Raw genomic sequence first — 18,666 nt, forward strand, 5'->3', positions numbered from 1 at the left:
ACTCATTTCAATGTATGGCAAGCTTTTAGTTGTTATGTCAGAAACTTCACTTAAACACTCCAATTAAAATTAAAAGGACGCCTGTACCGATGAGCACAAGCTTACCAAAAGATAGCTGATCAGCAACCGACACTAACCCAAGGCTAAATGACGTGATCATCACAATTGGCCCTACGAGCGCCAGCATTCCATTAATCATTAATGCTTTTTTGACATCATTATTCGTAAAAATTAAAATAGCCGCAATGAATTCAATAAAAGATGAAACAAATCGTAAGCAAGCCATTGTCAAAACAGTTCCGTTTATGTGATCAAACCAATGCTTCATAACTTCCTCCCACGTATTACATCATTTAGTACAACCTATGCAATCGGTGGACAACTTATCACTTACGAAAAAGAAAAGCACAAAAAAAAGAAGAGATAATTATCTCTTCTTTTTTTTGCTTTATTATGCACGTGATACGTAACTGCTATCTGTTGTGTTGATAATTAATACATCGCCTTCATTTACGAAGAATGGAACTTGTACAATTAGGCCTGTTTCAACTGTAGCTGGCTTCGTGCCACCTGATGCTGTATCACCTTTAATACCTGGTTCTGTTTCAGTAACTTTTAATTCAACTGTATTTGGAAGCTCAACACCTAGCGTTTCACCTTGATACATCATAATAGCTACTTCCATATTTTCTTTTAAGAACTTTAACTCATATTCAATTGCTGTTGCTGGAAGTTCTAATTGCTCGTATGAGTGGTTATCCATAAATACGTGCTGATCACCACTTGCATATAAATACTGCATTTTACGGTTATCGATTTGTGCTTTTGCTACTTTTTCCCCTGCACGGAATGTTTTTTCTTGAACAGCTCCAGTACGTAAATTACGAAGTTTTGAGCGAACAAACGCTGCTCCTTTACCTGGCTTTACGTGTTGGAAATCCATTACGCGCCAAATACCTCCGTCCACTTCTACTGTTAGACCTGTGCGAAAATCGTTTACTGAAATCATGAAAAAATCCTCCTACATCTTATAAAATAATAAGTTCTTTCGGTGAGTATGTTAATGACTCATTTCCTTCTTCTGTTACCACGGTATCGTCTTCAATACGAACGCCACCAAGGTTTGGTATGTAAATACCTGGTTCAACGGTTACAACCATTCCTGGCTGCAGCGTATCCTGAGACTTCACAGAAAGCGACGGGCCTTCATGAACTTCTAATCCCACACCATGACCGGTAGAATGACCAAAATACTGTCCGTATCCTTTTTCTACAATATAGTCTCGTGTTAAGGCATCGGCTTCTTTACCCGTAATACCCGCCTTAATTCCTTTCATGCCTCTTAACTGCGCCTCTAATACTGTATCATAAATTCCCTTTAGTTCTTGACTGACTTTCCCTACCGCAAATGTGCGCGTAATGTCAGAACAATAGCCTTTATAATACGCACCAAAATCAAGCGTAACAAATTCTCCTGCTTCAATGACTTTTTCAGAAGCAACGCCGTGCGGTAATGCCGAACGATGACCTGACGCCACAATTGTATCAAACGAGGACGAAATTGCACCTTGCTTTCGCATAAAGAACTCCAGCTCATTAGACACTTGAAGCTCTGTTACACCAGGCTTAACGAAGGTCAAAATATGCTCATATGCTGCATCTGCAATTTTTGCAGCTTCCTTTAATATCTTAATCTCTGAGTCACTCTTTATCAAGCGTAAGTTTTCAACCGCATTGGAAACTGGAACAAGCTCTGCTTTAACATGCTTTTTAAACTGTTGAAACTGAGCGTATGAAACATGATTTTCTTCAAAACCAACGCTTTTAATTCCAAGCTGTGTAATAACTTGACCTACTTCTTCCAGGATTGGGCCTTTATGTTGAACAATTTCAAACCCCTCTGTTTGTTCACTAGCCTGCTTTACATAGCGAAAATCTGTGATAAATACAGCTTTATCATTGGAGATTACTGCTATACCTGCTGAACCAGTAAAATTAGTCATATAGCGACGGTTGTATTCACTTGTAATAACTATTCCATCAACATTTAACGTTTGCAACTGCTTACGTAATTTCTCTATTTTCATACTTCATTCCCCTTTCTTTTGCAACAGAGCAAGAATCGCTAACTCATATCCATAAATGCCCAAGCCTACAATTTGTCCTGCTGTGACAGGTGCCGTCACGGATTCATGACGAAATTCTTCTCGCTTATGTACGTTTGAAATATGAACTTCAAGCACAGGAACTGAAATACTTGCAATCGCATCCCGAATTGCGTAACTATAGTGTGTGAATGCCCCTGGGTTAATGACAATGCCATCAAAGTTCTCGTCTGCTTCATGAATCCAGTCAATAATGACTCCTTCATGATTAGACTGAACGCATTCAATATGCACACTCTGTTGCTCAGCAAGCTGATGTAGGTTGTGCTCTAACGTTTTTAAATTCTCTCTACCATAAACCGCAGGCTCTCGAACGCCCAGCCTATTTAGGTTTGGACCATTAATTACTAAAAACTTTCTCATGGACACTCTCCCTTACTTACACAGCTAGTTCTATTATTAAAATAGACCCTATGTTTTCTCTTTTTAGTTTATCATAAATCAAAACATTCACACTACTCATTCACAAGTTCTGATTTATGTCCAGAACTGCTGTTTAGCTCTGCTGCCTCAAAGGAAATGGAATACCCGACAAATATCCCGTATAAGATGTATAAACAAATAGTTGTAATAATGGTATTAGAAGTTAGTTCTCCTATCGTTTTCATGCTTGGAAACAATGGGTTAAGCAGCAGAAAGACGAACGCCCAAAGCACTGCTCCATATACAATACCAAACCATATTGACTTGAACTTTTTCAAGAACACATAGTAAAGAAGCGCTACACCAATTGATATAATACCAATAATCAAAACGCTAACAATAAGCCCTGGCCAACGGTCTTTCCAACTACCAAAAGCCCACGGCTGTAAAATTGTATTAGGATGAATTTCACTAAAGCTAAATAAATACGTAACGTATCCCATTAAGCTCCAAAACACTCCTCCTACAAAACCAATAACTATCGCTTTAGCTAAGAATGAGCCTTCCTTTGATTGTATTTGTTGATTTGCCGGCTTATTATCTTGTTTAGCTGTCATCTTCATCACCTCTACTGGATAGTATGAGCTGATTTTTGTTGTTCTATTATACTGCGAAACGTTTCTTAAAGATAAAAGCAGGAAAATTTTATCATTTCATGTGTGATATAGAAAAATTTTGTCTAAACTAGATAACATACATCGACCTAGAGGTTTATTCGAAATTGCTGTAGAATATAGATTATTAAGAGACAATTAGTCTGGGTTAGGTTGGTGTCTGAAATGTCTAAATTACAAAAAGCCGCATACGGTGGGCAAGCCGTCATTGAAGGTGTCATGTTTGGTGGCAAGAAAGTGATGGTCACTGCCATTCGTCGTAAAGATCAATCTATTGAGTATTTTCAATCTCCTCGGAGATCAAATCGTGTACTAACAGCGTTGAAAAAAATTCCGTTTTTAAGAGGAATTGCAGCAATTATTGAAGCAAGTGCAAACGGTACACAACATTTAAATTTTTCATCTGAACGTTACGATGTGCATCCTAACGAAGATGATGTAATTAAAGAAGAAAAAAAAGAATCAAAACTATCCTTAATATTGGGTGTTGCAACAATTGGTGTACTTTCTTTTCTATTTGGAAAAGTGCTTTTCACCCTAATTCCGGTGTTTCTGGCAAATTTGACTCGTCCTATTTTCGCTTCTGATTTAGCACAAGTAGTTATTGAAAGCTTCTTTAAGCTTTTATTATTGCTCGCTTATATTTACGCGATTTCACAAACTCCGCTTATTAAACGCGTCTTTCAATACCACGGAGCAGAACACAAAGTCATTAATGCATATGAAAACAACCAGGAGCTTACGGTAGAATCAGTTCAAGCTCAGTCTCGCCTTCACTATCGCTGCGGAAGTAGTTTCATTCTATTTACAGTTGTTGTTGGAATGTTTGTTTACCTACTCGTCCCTACGGACCCGCTTTGGCTTAGAGTTGTAAACCGACTTGCATTAATTCCAGTCGTGCTGGGGCTGTCTTTTGAAGTACTACAATTAACCAATAAGGTTCGCCATGTACCTGTTTTACGCTTCTTAGGTTACCCGGGATTATGGTTACAGCTCCTTACTACAAAGGAACCTAAAGATGACCAAGTCGAAGTTGCAATCTCTTCATTTCAAGAGCTTTTACGCATTGAAAACGAAGGGAGCTCTGTACCCGGTGGCGAACAAGTAAGTTAAGACTGTTTTGCTTTCTTTTATCATTTTAGGAGGTGAACAAAATGAGACGTCCATTCGTTAAACCACTTGTTAATTCATTAATTGCTTTAGGGATCATTGGATTTATTTACACTCTTGCAACAAATCCAACAAGCCTATTGCGTCAAGCAGGCTATATCTTTTTATTTATCATTTTGTTTTACTTAGTTTATCGATTTATTATCCGCCCTGCTCAAACAAAAGGGCAAGACAAAGGATACCATCGAGCTGTGAAACAATCAAAAATACGTCAAAAAGAAAAAGAACGAAGCGGTAATAAAGTGGATATGAACGCTTATCGAAACGTCCAAAAACGTCCATCTGCTAAAGTTAACAAACCGTTAAAGAAAAAGAAAAGCAATACACACTTAACAGTCATTGAAGGCAAAAAAGGAAAAAAGAAAAATCGTGCCTTCTTTTAATGAAAAACTGCGCCTTACAAAGACGCAGTTTTTTTATTTAATAGCACCACTTTTTTAAAAACAGCTCTGCTTTATTCTTTCCATAGTGAAAAAGCTGGTGTTTCTGTTCTTCTGATAAAGAAAATTCCGTAGCAAACACTTCACTAACTGGTAAAAAGATAATATTTCGTTCGTGACGTTTTGATATATGCCTTGCATCATGTGCGTCTTTCATTGTATCAAATAAAGCTGAAAACATCGCGATTGCGTTTTTTATGTTTTTTTTATCTTCTTCTTTTTCACGAGGACTAAGCTTAATACCCAACACAGGCCTCTGTTTACGTTTTTGATCATCGTCAAATAAAAAAATGGGAAAATTACTTAATACCCCACCGTCAACAATAAGGCTTACAGGATTTGTCCGCAGCCTAACTGGCTCAAAGAAGTAGGGAATACTACAGCTCATCCGTACCGCTTTTGCTACGGGGAATTTCTTTGGATCTATTCCATATCTAGGCAAATCATCAGGTAATACTACTAGCTGACTATTTGTTAAATCAGAAGCAATGATTCGTAATGATCCGACTGGCAGATCACCAAATGTAACAATCCCTCTTGCTTTTAACTTGCTAGCTATCCATTTTTCTAACTTTTCACCTTTATATAAGCCTAAGTTCCAATAGAGAAGAAGCCATTTTGTAAGAGCAGACGGCAAAAAAGAAACACGTTGATCTAGTAAAGACTTCACGTTCATTTCATCCATCATTTCCATCATTTCCTCACTTGTATAACCGGCTACAATAAGGGCGCATACAATCGAACCAGCACTTGTACCCGCTAGGCGCCTAAAAATAAAATCTCGCTCTTCTAAAGCTTGCAAGGCTCCAAGTAGCGCGAAACCTTTAAGCCCACCACCTGAAAAAACACCATCAATATACAGAAGTTCTCAACTCCTTCAGTCTGCCTCCTATCTACACTTTAGTACCTCTCGCATTAAATTATGCTAAAAATAAAAAGAGCCGCTCTAATCTAAATTAGAACGACTTTTCCAATATGCATTATAACTGTTGCTCTTCTTCATTTTTCCTTTGGACGCTTCGCAAGCCTTGCACACGCTCTGGATCTTCCTCAAAGTATTGTACTAAATCACCAATTCTGTCAATTGAGTTCCAGCTTAGATGATGTTCAATACCTTCAACATCTTCATAAATATTCTCTTCATCTACGCCGATAATACGCAGCAGCTGCTCCAATAGCTCATGACGATAAACAAGGCGTTTACCAATCTTTTGTCCTTTTGGAGTTAAAACAAGACCGCGGTATTTTTCATAGATTAAATATTCATCTTTATCAAGCTTCTGCACCATTTTTGTGACTGATGAGGGATGAACTGTTAAAGCATCAGCGATATCCGAAACCCTAGCATATCCTTTATCTTCAATCAGCATATATATTTGTTCAATATAGTCTTCCATACTTGGCGTAGGCATGAAATCTCCCCCAATAAAATAATTATTATGTATAAACTACCGAAACACGCTTCTATAAACTTTTAGTAATCTATTGCTCAAAAAGTTAAAAACTAACGATATTACAAAAGACATTCATGTAAAATCATACTATATAGTATAAGCAAATACAAGAAAATCTAGTATGCATTTATCTCAACATATAAAAAGGCTGACACATTGTCAGCCTTTTTATGACTTTCTTATAAACCACACTTTAACTGGGCACCACAATTTGTACATGTGTTGCATCCGCCCATTTCTTCAACTGTTCCTTGGCGACAAACGGGACACGTATTTCCAACTTCAGAACCAATCGTTACGTCTGTTGATCCTACTTCGTTGATTGTATCTACTAATACAACGTGTGGCTTTTCTGCTTTTCTCTCTTTTACTTCTTCATCAAATGTGTTTTCTTCTGCTTTTAGCGTTAATACCTGAGCATCACGGCTACCGTCTACATAAACCGTACCACCTTTTGCTCCGCCTTTATATAAACGCTCGTACACTTTTTGAACTTGTTCAACTGTATAGCCACGAGGTGCGTTTACTGTTTTACTAATTGAACTATCAATCCAACGCTGAATAACACACTGAACATCAGCATGAGCTTCTGGAGCCAATTCCATTGCTGAAATAAACCATTCAGGAAGGTTATTTGGATCCGCTTCTGGATGTTGGTCTAAATATTCTTGAACGATATCTGCTTTTACTTCAATAAATTTCCCTAAGCGACCGCTTCGGAAGTAAGAGAATGAGAAGTATGGTTCAAGACCTGTTGATACGCCAACCATTGTTCCTGTGCTACCAGTCGGTGCTACAGTTAGTAAGTGTGAGTTACGAATACCGTGCTCTTTGATGCTTTCTCGAATATCTTCAGGCATTTTTTTCATAAACCCTGTGTTAGTGAAAGCTTCACGTAAACGAGCTGTTTCCTCTTCTGAATCACCAATTAAGAATGGGAAGCTTCCTTTTTCTTTTCCAAGCTCTACAGATGCACGGTATGCTGTTGTTGCAATTGTTTCAAATACTTGATCAACAAGTTCATTTCCTTTTTCAGAACCGTACTCTGTTTCACAGTAGATAAGTAAATCATGAAGCCCCATTACACCAAGACCTACACGACGCTCACCAAGAGCTTGCTTTTGGTTTTCTTCTAAGAAGTAAGGCGTTGCATCAATAACGTTATCCTGCATGCGCACACCCGTTTCAACCGTTTGACGAAGTTTTTCAAAGTTCACTGTTTTTGTCTCTTTATCTGCCATTTGCGCTAAATTTACAGCAGCTAAATTACAAACTGAAAACGGTGCAAGTGGTTGTTCTCCACATGGATTTGTTGCTACAACATGCTGACCGTATGCTTGTGCATTTGTCATGTCGTTCGCATTATCAAAGAAGAAGATACCTGGTTCGGCGGAGTACGTTGCACAAATGTTAACTAAGTTCCAAAGCTCTTTTGCACGAATTTTACGATACGTACGAACCTTATTACCTTGTTTTTCCCACTCGCGAACATCTCCTACCTCATGCCAGTTTTCGTTGTAGTGTGCCATTTCTTCTTTCGAATAGCTTTCTACATCTGGGAAGCGAAGATTGTATTCACTATCGTTTTCAACTGCATCCATAAACTCTTTTGTTAAACAAACAGAAATGTTTGCTCCTGTTAAGAATTCAGAATTATGAACGCTATACGTTCCACCAGTTTGTAGCTTTTCTTCAGCATCTGCAATAATTTTCTCGCTGAATCCACCAAGACCTGGAATTTGCTTATAATTGATAATTCCTTGGTACATGTCTTTTTCAGATTCCGTAAGCGGCGTAAATTTCAGCTTATCTTGGGCATGTTTTTTAATCATTTCATCATTTGTGTTTTCAATTAAGAATCGTAAAATGCGTGGATTTTGCATTTTAGAGATAATAAACTCAACAATATCTGGATGCCAATCCGCTAACATAATCATTTGAGCACCGCGACGAGAACCGCCTTGCTCTACAAGGTGCGTAAGTTTCGCAATATCGTCTAACCAAGAGACAGAACCTGATGATTTACCGTTTACACCACGCGCTAGCGTGTTGCGTGGACGCAGAGTTGAACCATTTGTTCCAACTCCTCCACCTCGGCTCATGATTTCCATAACTTGCTTACGGTGTTCAGAGATTCCTTCGCGAGAATCTTTTACGTATGGCATTACATAGCAGTTAAAGTATGTAACATCCGTTTCAGCTCCCGCTCCGTACAGAACGCGTCCAGCTGGTACAAAGTTCATTTGAACAAGCTCTTGATAGAATTTTTCAAACCATTCGTTTCGCTTCTCTTCCGTTTGTTCAGCGGAAGCTAACCCAGTAGCGTTACGTTTTGCAATTTGCTCGTAGAAGATTTCCAGTGGTTTTTCAATTACGTCTAATGAACGAGTAATAAGTCCACTTTCTGCTTCTTCAGGCGCTAAAGCTCCGCGAAATTCATCTTCAACCTTTACGACTGCCATCTTTTGGTCAAAATTAATGCTTTCCACATAGCCAAGTCCTCGAGCTGGAAACTTCGGATCTTCCTTTACGGTTAAAACAACAAAGTCTCCTTTTGATAACGTAAGTTTTTCCGTATCTTTAAACGCATAGCGGTCTAACATTACGAGTCGAGATACACCTTTATGAGTAATTTTCATATCGGGTGTAATTGGGTGTACTTGCGGAAAGCGTTCAATATCTTGATTGAGCTTTTCAATATTCATATTTACTTTTTGATTAACTATAACAGTCATTCTGACAACTCCCTTACCAATCGTGCTCTATTTTACCAATCATTTACCTCATTTTGGAAAAAATAAAATTTCAACTATCAATAACTTACCACACGAATTGGACAAATTCAACATGTAGTATTCAATCGAAAACCAAGCACCCACATATAGATAGGTGTCAAGAGAAATATTTTTTTTACATTAAAAAAAGTATTTGACTTTTACATCAATTACTTTCGTCAGTTAAATAAAACCTGCAGGAGTACAGATTAAATCGGGTACTCCCAAGCAGTCATTATCTTCTAAAATTCCATTCATCAGAAGCATACTTCTTTTGTGCCAATTCTTCTACATAACGCTCTTCTTCTTCTGTTAACTCATAAGGTTCTAAGTCAATATTTAAAGCGCTAGCAAAGCCTTTATAAAATGCTTCCTTAGCTTCTTCCATTTGAATTTTACGACCTGCAATAGCGTTAATTGCAACAGCTTTGGAACGAAACGCACGCTGCATTCTCTCTTTCACACGATCATTTGGATAATTAAATACGCTAAATAATTTATCTTCATCAATCTCTAATAAAATTGAACCGTGCTGTAAGATAACCCCTTTTTGACGAGTTTGTGCGCTTCCGGCAATCTTACGTCCTTCTACCACAAGCTCATACCATGAAGGTGCATCAAAACAAACAGATGAACGTGGATTTTTTAAGCTATTCTTTTCTTCTTCCGTTCGAGGAATTGCAAAGTATGCTTCAAGCCCTAATGAGCGAAACCCCTCTAATAATCCTTCAGAAATGACACGATACGCCTCAGTCACCGTCTTAGGCATATTTGGATAGTTTTCCGATACAATAACGCTGTAAGTAAGCTCCTCGTCGTGCAAAACGCCTCTACCACCTGTTGGACGACGTACAAACCCTAATCCTAATTTATCTACTTGTTCAAAGTTAATTTCTTTTTCGGCTTTTTGAAAGTAGCCAATTGATAATGTTGGAGGATTCCAGCCGTAAAATCGAATCGTTGGTGGTATTTGACCAGTGCTATGCCACTCTAAAAGCGCCTCATCAAGTGCCATGTTATAATATGGCGAACGTTCTTTTGAATCAATGAATCTCCATTTTTGCTTCATTTTTCTCATCCCTAACTAGTATAGTAGACATTTACATATGTAATAAACTTAATCCGTTTTTTAGTCTACCAAAAGATAAGCAGAAGGAAAAGAAAAGTGAAGCAGTAATTTTTTACTTTTCTTTCGTAAAAACTACCCTGACTTCAGGAAGATTCCCTTTACTTCTAATTTCATTCACTTATATAATAAGGTTATGTATTTTGTCGAAGAAAGGAAGAAACAACATGTGGGCACTAATCATTGTACTTGCGGCAATTATTATCTATTCTGTCGTAATGTTTTTTTACCAACGTCGCATTATGAAAACGTTAACGGAGGAAGAATTCCGAAGCGGTTACCGTAAAGCACAGCTAGTTGATATTCGCGAACCAAATGAGTTTGAAAACGGACATATTTTAGGCGCAAGAAATATTCCCCTTTCACAGTTCCGTATGCGTATAAAGGAGTTTCGTACTGATCAACCTGTTTATATTTATTGCCAAAGTGGCATGCGAACAGGTCGTGCTGCTCAACTCTTACGCAAGCATGGTGTGAAAGAAATTCATGACCTAAAAGGCGGATTCAAAGCATGGAACGGTAAAATTAAGACAAAGAAATAATTCATAAAAACAGCCCCTTCTTAGATGAAGGGGCTGTTTTTTTAATTTTCTTTTTGATAACGAAGTACAGGCTTTCTTGCTGCGAGCGTTTCATCCAATCGCTTAACAACTGTCGTATGAGGTGCTTCTTGAACGATTTCTGGTTTTTCTTCCACTTCTTTTGCAATTTGAATCATTGCATCAATAAACGCATCCAGCGTCTCTTTTGATTCAGTTTCAGTTGGCTCAATCATCATGCACTCTTCCACAATGAGAGGGAAATAAATTGTCGGCGGATGATACCCAAAATCAAGCAATCTCTTCGCAATATCCAAGGTGCGAACACCGAGCTTTTTCTGGCGTTTTCCTGACAAAACAAATTCATGCTTACAATGACGATCAAATGGTAAATCATAATGTTCTGCTAATCGTCTCATCATGTAGTTTGCATTTAATACCGCATTTTCCGTTACTGCTTTTAAACCGTCTGGTCCCATAGAGCGGATGTACGTATAAGCACGGACGTTAATACCAAAGTTTCCGTAAAACGGCTTAACTCGTCCAATAGACTGTGGACGATTGTAGTCAAAAGCAAAGCCGCTTTCTGTTTTGACTAGTACTGGCTTTGGTAAGAACGGAATCAAATCTGCTTTTACACCAACTGGACCAGAACCTGGACCACCACCACCGTGTGGGCCCGTGAATGTTTTATGCAGGTTTAAATGCACAACGTCAAAGCCCATATCACCTGGTCTTGCTTTACTTAATACAGCGTTCAAATTCGCTCCGTCATAATAAAGCTTCCCACCAGCGGCGTGAACGATTTCTGCCATTTCCAAAATATCTTCTTCAAAAAGACCCAAAGTATTTGGATTTGTTAACATAAGAGCAGCTGTTTCTTCGCTTACTACTTTACGAAGATCATCTAAGTCTACCAACCCATGTTCATTAGATTTTACAGTAACTGTTTCGAAACCAGCTACTGTTGCCGAAGCTGGATTTGTACCGTGAGCTGAATCAGGGACAATTACTTTCGTACGCTTCGTATCCCCGTTCGCTTCATGATAAGCACGAATCATCATTAATCCTGTCCACTCACCGTGAGCACCTGCTGCTGGCTGAAGCGTAACTTCATCCATCCCTGTAATTTCTGTTAAGTGTTCCTGTAAATCATACATTAACTCCAGAGCACCTTGAACGGTTTCTTCATCTTGAAGTGGGTGGATATTAGCGAATCCTGGAATACGAGCTGTATATTCATTAATTTTCGGATTATATTTCATCGTACAAGAACCAAGCGGATAAAAACCGGAGTCTACCCCATGATTACGTTTTGAAAGAGCGGTATAGTGACGCATAATGTCTAACTCAGATACTTCTGGAAGTTCCGGCGCTTCGGTACGTACATATTCTGCTGGCAGTATTTCTGTACTGATTACTTCCGGCACGTCTAGTTCTGGTAATGAGTAGCCAACACGTCCTTCTTTACTCATTTCAAAGATAAGCGATTGATGTTGATTATGCATAAAGATCCCCCAATTCCTTCACAAGTTGGTCGATTTCTTCTTTTGTACGGAGTTCAGTAAAAGCAAGTAGCATATGATCCTTAAGCTCATGATAGTCACGACCTAAATCATAGCCGCCAATGATGTGTTTAGCTAGTAACTTTTGATTTACTTCCTTACTAGATTGAGGTAGTTTTACAACCAGCTCATTGAAGAATGGCCCATTAAATACAACGTCTACTCCACTTGCTTTTAATGCATTATATGCATAATGCGTTTTTGATAAGTTTTGGGTAGCCATTTCCTTTACTCCTTGCTTTCCTAAGGCAGTCATTGCTACTGAAGCTGCAAGTGCATTTAGCGCTTGATTTGAACAAATGTTTGAAGTTGCTTTATCACGGCGAATATGTTGCTCACGTGCTTGAAGCGTTAACACAAAGCCGCGTTTACCATTTTCATCAACCGTTTGACCAACTAAGCGCCCTGGAATTTTACGCATCAGCTTTGTCGTTGTAGCAAAATACCCGCAATGAGGACCGCCGAACTGTGTTGGGATACCAAAAGGTTGTGCATCTCCTACAACAATATCAGCACCAAACTGGCCTGGAGGAGTTAGCAACCCAAGGGATAGTGGGTTACTTGATACAACAAACATTCCTTTGCCTTGATGAGCAATGGCTTCAATTTCTCTTAAAGGTTCTACTTGACCGAAGAAGTTTGGATATTGAACGATGACAGCTGCTACATCATCATCCATGCGCTCCTTGAGCACAGTCAAATCTGTTACGCCATCTTGACTTGGTACTTCTACGACTTCAATGTACTGACCCGCTGCGTACGTTTCTAATACAGCGCGTGATTCCGGATGAACTGTTTCTGAAACTAACACTTTTTTCTTTCTTGTTTGACCTGCACTTAACATTGCTGCCTCAGCAAGTGCTGTACCACCATCGTACATAGATGAATTGGCAACATCCATTCCTGTTAGTTCACAAATCATCGTTTGAAATTCAAAAATAGCCTGCAGTTCTCCTTGTGAAATTTCAGGTTGATATGGTGTATAAGCCGTATAAAACTCTGAACGCGAAATAACGTGATCAACAATAATTGGCATATAGTGATCATAAACACCCGCTCCTAAAAATGAAGCATATTCCTTTACGTTCTTATTTTTAGTAGCCAAGTTTGTTAATTCTTTTATTAATTCAGATTCTGATGCCGCTTTTTTTATATTATATTCCCCTTGGAAACGAACGCTTTCTGGAATATCTGAAAATAGCTCATCCACTGAAGACACGCCAATTGCCTTTAACATTTGCTGCTGATCTTCTGATGTCATTGGTAAATAACGATGTACCATTCTTTTGTCCCCTCTCTTTAATTACCCAACATTATTTTGAACGCTTATAAAAAGGTGTCTTCACGACTTTTGCTTTTAAACGTCTTTTTCGCACTTGCACATATACTTCTGTACCTAGCTCAGCATATTTAGCATCAATAAGTGCAAGACCAATGTTTTTATTTAAAGTTGGCGATTGTGTGCCTGTTGTAACAAAGCCAATCTCTTCTTCCTCACTAAACACTTCATATCCGTGTCGTGGAATTCCTTTATCAATCATTTCAATCCCAACAAGCTTGCGGCTCGGGCCTTCTTCACGCTGACTCTTTAATACTTCTTTGCCGATAAAATCCTCTTTATCCGTTTTCACAGCAAATCCGATACGTGCTTCAATCGGCGTAATATCTTTTGAAAGCTCTTGACCATATAAAGCTAACGTTGCTTCAAAACGCAGCGTATCTCGCGCTCCCAAACCACATGGAACGACCTCTTTATTTTTTAAAAGTTCATTCCAAAGCGTTACTACATCTGATGCAGAACAATACAGTTCAAAACCATCCTCGCCTGTATAACCTGTACGTGAAACAAGCACTCCCACACCAGCTACTTCTACATTATCTTTAAATGTAAATGGCTTTAGGTCAGATAATGATTCAGCTGTTAATCTCTGCAAAACATCTTGTGCAGCTGGACCTTGCAAAGCTAGTAAAGCAAATTCACTTGAACGATTTACAAGTTCGATATCCTGTGACTTATGTTGTTGTAACCATTCAAAGTCTTTTTCAATATTTGCTGCGTTTACAACCAGCAGGTAGTCACCTTCCCCTTTTTGATAAACAAGGAGATCATCCACTGTGCCTCCATCTTCATAGCACATCGCAGTATATAGTGCTTTACCTGGACGTAATGCTGAAATATCATTCGTCATAACTTTTTGTAAAAATTCCAAGCTATTTGTACCTTTCACATCGAACTCTCCCATGTGAGAAACATCGAACAAGCCAGCTTTTGTACGAACCGCATGATGTTCTTCTTTAATGGATGAGAATTGAACTGGAAGAGCCCAACCTCCAAAATCAATAATCTTTCCACCGTATTGTTGATAGACATCGTAAAGTGGTGTTTTGTTTAGCTCAGTCATTTAACATCCTCCTCATATAAGGCCATTTGCTTTGGTTTTGGGGAATCATTGTATCTTTTTACACATAAAAAAGGACAGAGAACTCCCTGCTATATAGCAGGAAGTCTCTGTCCTTTTCACCTGAAAGTTTACCCGTTAAATAGGTTTGCCTCGTGGGTGGTCTATTCGAAATAGACGCTCTCCAGAGTTGCGTCCAACAAGAGTCTTTTTGCCTGAGAGATTCACATGTTGTTTGCTCCTTCGGCGCTACTTTAAAGCAGTCTCTCCCCTTGTCATCATTCGCCTCTATAAAGTTTGTAATTTTGGGCATACTACTAAGAAACTATTACTTAAACATATCAATAACACAATAGTTTTTTTAGTGATAATCTATTTTCTATTTAAAATTTTCTAAAATATATTTTTATCCTACATGATTCTGTTCAGCAGTTCAATAAAAACTTTCAGAAAGGAGCAAAACTAACGATGAACATTAGTATGAAGCAAGATGAAGCATGGGAATCTACTTTTTTAAATAAACTTGAACAAGATGGACCTTGGTCTGATTGGGAAATGTATAAATTAGCATATGAAATTGAGGAGCAAACGTTAATTACTGAATTCGAAGGTCTACAAGCACCTCGTCATTTAACAGATCTAACGCCACATCCACACCAGTTAGAAGTAGCTAAAAAAGTGGTAGAAGAGATGAATGGAAAAGCAATTCTAGCCGATGAAGTGGGGCTTGGAAAGACAATTGAAGCAGGGCTTATCCTAAAAGAATATATGATTCGTGGTCTTGTAAAAAAAGCCCTTATTCTTGTACCGGCATCTCTTGTATCTCAATGGGCAATGGAACTTAATCATAAATTTTTCATCCCTGCTGTCCCCCAAAAGAAGACGTACGTGTGGGAGCAATGCGACGTAGTGGTATCATCCATTGATACAGCCAAACGCTCTCCTCATCGTGAAATTGTGTTAGAACAAGATTATGACCTTATCATCATTGACGAAGCTCATAAACTTAAAAATAACAAAACAAAAAACTATGAGTTTGTTCAAAGCTTAAAGAAAAAGTTTTGCTTATTATTAACAGCAACACCAATTCAAAATCGTGTAGAAGAGATTTTTAATTTAGTTTCGTTATTAAAGCCAGGGCATCTAGGAAACAAAGATTATTTTGCTGATTTATTTTCTGCTAAGAAGCGTTCGGTTCAAAATGATGAGCATTTAAAGGAGCTCGTTAACAAAGTGATGATTCGAAATCGCAGGCAAGACACAGGTATTGAATGGACAAAGCGCATTGTTCAAACTGTTCCTGTTGAGTTTTCATCTGAAGAACGAGAATTATATGATCAAATCACCTCATTTAAGCAGCATGACCATCTACCCAGCAGTTCCTTTGCCATTTTAACATTGCAACGCGAAGCTTGTAGCAGTCGTGAAGCCGTATTTATGACGTTAAAAAGCATGCTTGAACGCCAAGAGGATGAAAATAGTGAAAAAGCTACTCAGATGCTTAAACCATTACTTGAAAAAGTACAAACAGTTCCTCAAAATGCAAAAGCAGAAAAGGTGATTGAATTAATCCAACAGATTAATGATAAAGTCATTATTTTTACGGAGTATCGTGCAACTCAGCTTTATTTACAGTGGTATTTAAAACAACACGGTATTACATCGGTTCCGTTTAGGGGTGGATTTAAGCGTGGGAAAAAGGACTGGATGAAGCAGCTTTTTGAAAGTCACGCTCAGGTTTTTATCGCAACGGAAGCTGGTGGTGAAGGAATTAACCTTCAATTCTGTCACCATATTATTAACTACGATTTACCTTGGAATCCAATGAGATTAGAGCAGCGGATTGGGCGCGTTCATAGACTAGGCCAGCAGCATGACGTGCACATTTATAATCTAGCAATTGAAAATACAGTCGAAGAACATATTTTGAAGCTGCTTTATGAAAAAATAAATTTATTTGAGCGTGTTGTTGGCGAGCTGGATGAAATTTTAACAAAGCTAGAAATTGACAACATTGAAGATCACATTCAAGATATCCTTCTTCATTCACGAAGTGAAGGAGAAATGAAAATTAAGATGAACAATCTCACATCCATTATTGAATATCACGAAGATGAAGAAGGTGAACAACATGCAGCAAACTGACATTCATCAGTTTCTCAAAACATATTTTACGGCACACGGCTGTAACTTGACAGAAGACCACCCATCTTACTTAAAAGTTCAGCTTACTATTGACATGGATAAAGAGCTTATGAATCGGCCCTTTTATTGGCATTATATTGAAAAAACAGGTGGAGAACCTAATCCCGCTTCACTTACGTTTATAACTGATCCAACTTATGATGATTCATCTGTACAAGGCGAAAAAATTCACTTTGGTTCACCGCGCTTACACCAAATTTTTGGCTCTGCTCAAAAATTTGGTGGATTCGTTCATCTATATGAAAAAATGCATTCTCACTCACAATCGCAGCGTTCGCTTCAGCCTTGGCTTGCTTTAAATATGAAAGTATCGTATAAGTGTGACCGAAAAAAAGATGAATTACTATCGCTTGGGTTAAATTTAATTACAGGAGTAATTCTTGATAACTTTCAGCTGATGATGTCCAAGCAAGACTTTACGTCAAAGATTCCCGACTACTGCTTTACACTCTCACCAATCATTCGCCCAAAAAGTGGAATTTCAAGATTATCAGCTTATGTGGAAGATCACATTTCAAAGCAACCGATGGAATGGGCTAAAAAAGCGCAAGAAAGATGGTATGAAGACCTGGCACTTTTAGATCATTTCTATGAGAATATGGAAGAAGTACCGGAAAGCTATACAACAGAAAAACAAGCCTTACAAGATTTATATGAGCCTGTTATTTTAACAAAAATAACAAATGGAGGGTTGTTCTACCTGTCTGAACAAACTGTAAATCATCACCTTTCACGTCACTTCGCATAAGACATTTCATAAATAAAAAAGGTAAAAAGAGCGCTAGCTACTTTTTACCTTTTTTCGTATTTCGATACCAAATTTGAAATGACAGAGGAATCATTCCAAACCACCTATTAAAAAATGGATCTCGTGCTTCTTTCTTTTCAATTCGTTTGGTTTTACGAATCTCTTTCGGTTGATCCATATATTGAACAAGCTGCTGCGTTACGTACTTCACATAGTCGTTTGTTTTCAAATAATCATCTCCTCACGAACTAGTATATCCTCGCTGAAAAGCTATTAATCAAAACAAGAAGACTTTATGGTGATGTAACACACTCTTTCCTAACTAATAATATGATACGTTATATTCCATTGTAAGAAAGAGGTTGAAACAACTATGAGTCACTCTGGATTCGTTCCTGATAATTCGAATATTAAGAAGACGTCTGGTACACCAAACTTATCGTTTAACTACCAAAACAGCATATTATTTAAAAGAGACGCCAACAACATTGCGTATCGAGTAACATCTACTCAGCTTCCCGCCATGATTGGTGGAGCTTTTGTAGACTTATATTTAACAAAAGGTCATATGAGAGAACCTCATTGGCATCCTAACGCTTGGGAATTAGATGTTGTTGTATCTGGAGAAGTTCAAGTATCTATTGTAGATCCAGATACAAGCAGTCTACACACATTTCAAATTAAAGAAGGAAATGTAGCTTTTATCCCAATGGGTTGGTGGCATTGGATCGAACCACTAACAGAAGAAGCCCATTTACACCTTTTCTTTAATAACGACCAGTTTGAATCATCGGAAGGATCGGATATCCTCCGCTTAACACCTCCCGAAGTATTTCAAAAAGCTTATAATGTCAATGAAAAGACAATTAAACAAGCGTTGGAGCCCATCGATGAAACCGTAGTTATTGGTCCACCTTCCAATAATTACTCAGACCGCGATGTTGAAAAGCATCATGTAAAAATCAAAATCAACGATAAAGATGTTGAAATCGATGATTAATGACAAAAGACCTTGAATTTTTGATAAATTCAAGGTCTTTTGCT

Annotated in this window: 19 protein-coding genes and 2 riboswitches; of the genes, 6 read left to right on the top strand and 13 right to left on the bottom strand. The window is 38.1% G+C overall.

Annotation, left to right across the window (positions count from 1 at the left end):
• Window positions 1-46 precede the first annotated feature (46 nt).
• The 5 genes from EPL02_RS17025 to EPL02_RS17045 form a co-directional block, all read right to left on the bottom strand.
• The gene (locus EPL02_RS17025; protein WP_025911524.1) at window positions 47-328 is read right to left on the bottom strand and encodes a YqhV family protein; all 282 of its coding nucleotides are present in this window, start codon (window positions 326-328) and stop codon (window positions 47-49) included.
• 123 nt (window positions 329-451) lie between these two features.
• Window positions 452-1,009: an elongation factor P gene (gene efp / locus EPL02_RS17030; RefSeq protein ID WP_094910772.1), complete on the bottom strand. Its 558-nt coding sequence runs from the start codon at window positions 1,007-1,009 to the stop codon at window positions 452-454.
• 19 nt (window positions 1,010-1,028) lie between these two features.
• Entirely contained in the window at window positions 1,029-2,087 is a 1,059-nt protein-coding gene (locus EPL02_RS17035; protein ID WP_131888287.1) for a M24 family metallopeptidase, read from the bottom strand.
• A 3-nt stretch (window positions 2,088-2,090) separates the two neighbouring features.
• Window positions 2,091-2,528, bottom strand: coding sequence for a type II 3-dehydroquinate dehydratase (aroQ, locus tag EPL02_RS17040; protein ID WP_094910774.1), 438 nt, complete (start codon window positions 2,526-2,528; stop codon window positions 2,091-2,093).
• Window positions 2,529-2,620: 92 nt separating this feature from the next.
• A complete protein-coding gene (locus tag EPL02_RS17045) occupies window positions 2,621-3,145 on the bottom strand; it encodes a YqhR family membrane protein (RefSeq protein WP_094910775.1) in 525 nt (174 codons plus the stop codon).
• Between the two features lie 222 nt (window positions 3,146-3,367).
• Between EPL02_RS17045 and EPL02_RS17050 the strand changes: the two genes are divergently transcribed.
• A complete protein-coding gene (locus EPL02_RS17050) occupies window positions 3,368-4,315 on the top strand; it encodes a DUF1385 domain-containing protein (protein WP_131888288.1) in 948 nt (315 codons plus the stop codon).
• A 41-nt stretch (window positions 4,316-4,356) separates the two neighbouring features.
• Window positions 4,357-4,755 (top strand): SA1362 family protein, encoded by a 399-nt coding sequence (locus EPL02_RS17055; RefSeq protein ID WP_025911533.1) that lies wholly within the window; start codon window positions 4,357-4,359, stop codon window positions 4,753-4,755.
• Between the two features lie 37 nt (window positions 4,756-4,792).
• Here the strand turns inward: EPL02_RS17055 and EPL02_RS17060 are convergent, their stop codons facing one another.
• The 4 genes from EPL02_RS17060 to EPL02_RS17075 form a co-directional block, all read right to left on the bottom strand.
• Window positions 4,793-5,674 carry a patatin-like phospholipase family protein gene (locus EPL02_RS17060; protein ID WP_131888289.1) on the bottom strand — a complete coding sequence of 294 codons (882 nt, stop codon included), beginning with the start codon at window positions 5,672-5,674 and terminating at the stop codon, window positions 4,793-4,795.
• A 118-nt stretch (window positions 5,675-5,792) separates the two neighbouring features.
• Window positions 5,793-6,224 carry a transcriptional regulator MntR gene (mntR, locus tag EPL02_RS17065; protein ID WP_094910778.1) on the bottom strand — a complete coding sequence of 144 codons (432 nt, stop codon included), beginning with the start codon at window positions 6,222-6,224 and terminating at the stop codon, window positions 5,793-5,795.
• Window positions 6,225-6,445: 221 nt separating this feature from the next.
• Window positions 6,446-9,001: a vitamin B12-dependent ribonucleotide reductase gene (locus EPL02_RS17070; RefSeq protein WP_094910779.1), complete on the bottom strand. Its 2,556-nt coding sequence runs from the start codon at window positions 8,999-9,001 to the stop codon at window positions 6,446-6,448.
• 274 nt (window positions 9,002-9,275) lie between these two features.
• Complete coding sequence (locus tag EPL02_RS17075) at window positions 9,276-10,109, bottom strand: lipoate--protein ligase family protein (protein ID WP_094910780.1); 834 nt, start codon at window positions 10,107-10,109, stop codon at window positions 9,276-9,278.
• 224 nt (window positions 10,110-10,333) lie between these two features.
• Between EPL02_RS17075 and EPL02_RS17080 the strand changes: the two genes are divergently transcribed.
• Window positions 10,334-10,708 (top strand): rhodanese-like domain-containing protein, encoded by a 375-nt coding sequence (locus tag EPL02_RS17080; RefSeq protein WP_025911539.1) that lies wholly within the window; start codon window positions 10,334-10,336, stop codon window positions 10,706-10,708.
• Between the two features lie 41 nt (window positions 10,709-10,749).
• Here EPL02_RS17080 and gcvPB read toward each other — a convergent pair whose 3' ends face one another.
• From gcvPB to gcvT, 3 genes are read right to left on the bottom strand one after another with little or no spacing between them, the layout of a single operon-like run.
• A complete protein-coding gene (gene gcvPB, locus EPL02_RS17085) occupies window positions 10,750-12,213 on the bottom strand; it encodes an aminomethyl-transferring glycine dehydrogenase subunit GcvPB (RefSeq protein WP_094910781.1) in 1,464 nt (487 codons plus the stop codon).
• A complete protein-coding gene (gene gcvPA / locus EPL02_RS17090; RefSeq protein ID WP_094910782.1) occupies window positions 12,206-13,552 on the bottom strand; it encodes an aminomethyl-transferring glycine dehydrogenase subunit GcvPA in 1,347 nt (448 codons plus the stop codon). Before gcvPA ends, gcvPB begins: the two co-directional genes overlap by 8 nt.
• Window positions 13,553-13,583: 31 nt before the next feature.
• On the bottom strand, window positions 13,584-14,672 hold the full coding sequence (gcvT, locus tag EPL02_RS17095) for a glycine cleavage system aminomethyltransferase GcvT (RefSeq protein WP_094910783.1): 1,089 nt from the start codon (window positions 14,670-14,672) through the stop codon (window positions 13,584-13,586).
• 105 nt (window positions 14,673-14,777) lie between these two features.
• Window positions 14,778-14,859, bottom strand: a riboswitch (glycine riboswitch).
• Window positions 14,860-14,862: 3 nt separating this feature from the next.
• Window positions 14,863-14,951, bottom strand: a riboswitch (glycine riboswitch).
• 186 nt (window positions 14,952-15,137) lie between these two features.
• Here gcvT and EPL02_RS17100 point away from each other — a divergent pair.
• Complete coding sequence (locus EPL02_RS17100) at window positions 15,138-16,814, top strand: DEAD/DEAH box helicase (RefSeq protein WP_131888290.1); 1,677 nt, start codon at window positions 15,138-15,140, stop codon at window positions 16,812-16,814.
• Window positions 16,801-17,622 carry a YqhG family protein gene (locus EPL02_RS17105; RefSeq protein WP_094910785.1) on the top strand — a complete coding sequence of 274 codons (822 nt, stop codon included), beginning with the start codon at window positions 16,801-16,803 and terminating at the stop codon, window positions 17,620-17,622. Before EPL02_RS17100 ends, EPL02_RS17105 begins: the two co-directional genes overlap by 14 nt.
• Window positions 17,623-17,659: 37 nt before the next feature.
• Here the strand turns inward: EPL02_RS17105 and EPL02_RS17110 are convergent, their stop codons facing one another.
• Window positions 17,660-17,851 (bottom strand): YqzE family protein, encoded by a 192-nt coding sequence (locus EPL02_RS17110; RefSeq protein WP_094910786.1) that lies wholly within the window; start codon window positions 17,849-17,851, stop codon window positions 17,660-17,662.
• Between the two features lie 144 nt (window positions 17,852-17,995).
• Here EPL02_RS17110 and EPL02_RS17115 point away from each other — a divergent pair, with 144 nt between their 5' ends.
• Window positions 17,996-18,622: a cupin domain-containing protein gene (locus EPL02_RS17115; protein WP_131888291.1), complete on the top strand. Its 627-nt coding sequence runs from the start codon at window positions 17,996-17,998 to the stop codon at window positions 18,620-18,622.
• Window positions 18,623-18,666: the final 44 nt, after the last annotated feature.

The sequence above is a fragment of the Bacillus sp. CBEL-1 genome (genome assembly GCF_004348885.1).
Classification (GTDB): Bacteria; Bacillota; Bacilli; order Bacillales; family Bacillaceae_H; genus Priestia; species Priestia aryabhattai_A.

Bases quoted from the DNA above. Each gene is read 5' to 3' on its own strand.
- mntR (WP_094910778.1), bottom strand. From the start codon at position 6,224: ATGCCTACGCCAAGTATGGAAGACTATATTGAACAAATATATATGCTG.
- EPL02_RS17055 (WP_025911533.1), top strand. From the start codon at position 4,357: ATGAGACGTCCATTCGTTAAACCACTTGTTAATTCATTAATTGCTTTA.
- efp (WP_094910772.1), bottom strand. From the start codon at position 1,009: ATGATTTCAGTAAACGATTTTCGCACAGGTCTAACAGTAGAAGTGGAC.
- EPL02_RS17105 (WP_094910785.1), top strand. From the start codon at position 16,801: ATGCAGCAAACTGACATTCATCAGTTTCTCAAAACATATTTTACGGCA.
- EPL02_RS17050 (WP_131888288.1), top strand. From the start codon at position 3,368: ATGTCTAAATTACAAAAAGCCGCATACGGTGGGCAAGCCGTCATTGAA.
- EPL02_RS17075 (WP_094910780.1), bottom strand. From the start codon at position 10,109: ATGAAGCAAAAATGGAGATTCATTGATTCAAAAGAACGTTCGCCATAT.
- gcvPA (WP_094910782.1), bottom strand. From the start codon at position 13,552: ATGGTACATCGTTATTTACCAATGACATCAGAAGATCAGCAGCAAATG.
- gcvPB (WP_094910781.1), bottom strand. From the start codon at position 12,213: ATGCATAATCAACATCAATCGCTTATCTTTGAAATGAGTAAAGAAGGA.
- EPL02_RS17070 (WP_094910779.1), bottom strand. From the start codon at position 9,001: ATGACTGTTATAGTTAATCAAAAAGTAAATATGAATATTGAAAAGCTC.
- EPL02_RS17045 (WP_094910775.1), bottom strand. From the start codon at position 3,145: ATGACAGCTAAACAAGATAATAAGCCGGCAAATCAACAAATACAATCA.
- EPL02_RS17115 (WP_131888291.1), top strand. From the start codon at position 17,996: ATGAGTCACTCTGGATTCGTTCCTGATAATTCGAATATTAAGAAGACG.
- EPL02_RS17035 (WP_131888287.1), bottom strand. From the start codon at position 2,087: ATGAAAATAGAGAAATTACGTAAGCAGTTGCAAACGTTAAATGTTGAT.
- gcvT (WP_094910783.1), bottom strand. From the start codon at position 14,672: ATGACTGAGCTAAACAAAACACCACTTTACGATGTCTATCAACAATAC.
- EPL02_RS17025 (WP_025911524.1), bottom strand. From the start codon at position 328: ATGAAGCATTGGTTTGATCACATAAACGGAACTGTTTTGACAATGGCT.
- EPL02_RS17100 (WP_131888290.1), top strand. From the start codon at position 15,138: ATGAACATTAGTATGAAGCAAGATGAAGCATGGGAATCTACTTTTTTA.
- EPL02_RS17080 (WP_025911539.1), top strand. From the start codon at position 10,334: ATGTGGGCACTAATCATTGTACTTGCGGCAATTATTATCTATTCTGTC.
- aroQ (WP_094910774.1), bottom strand. From the start codon at position 2,528: ATGAGAAAGTTTTTAGTAATTAATGGTCCAAACCTAAATAGGCTGGGC.